The 295-nt window shown below is 74.9% G+C and carries 1 pseudogene; it reads right to left on the reverse strand.

The annotated features are described in order from the left end of the window. Positions 1 to 295: pseudogene (locus VR45_RS41190) on the reverse strand (phosphopantetheine-binding protein); the annotation flags it as partial.

Raw genomic sequence — 295 nt, forward strand, 5'->3', positions numbered from 1 at the left:
CCGGTCGATCAGCCACAGTCGGCGCTGCGCGGAGGAGAGCGGCAGCCGCTCGGGGCGCGGGCCCGCGGTCAGCGCCGGGCGGGCGTCCGCGCCGTCGAGGCGCTCGACCAGCCCAGCCACGGTCGGGGCCTCGAAGACGTCCCGGATGCCGAGTTCGGTGCCGAGGGTGGCGCGGACCCGGGCGGCGAGCTTCATGGCGAGCAGCGAGTGGCCGCCGAGGGCGAAGAAGTCGTCGTCGATCGAGACCCGGTACGCCGAGGATCTCGCCGAAGAGGCCGCAGAGGATCTCCTCGCG

Source organism: Streptomyces sp. NRRL S-495 (assembly GCF_000966955.1).
Classification (GTDB): Bacteria; Actinomycetota; Actinomycetes; order Streptomycetales; family Streptomycetaceae; genus Kitasatospora; species Kitasatospora purpeofusca.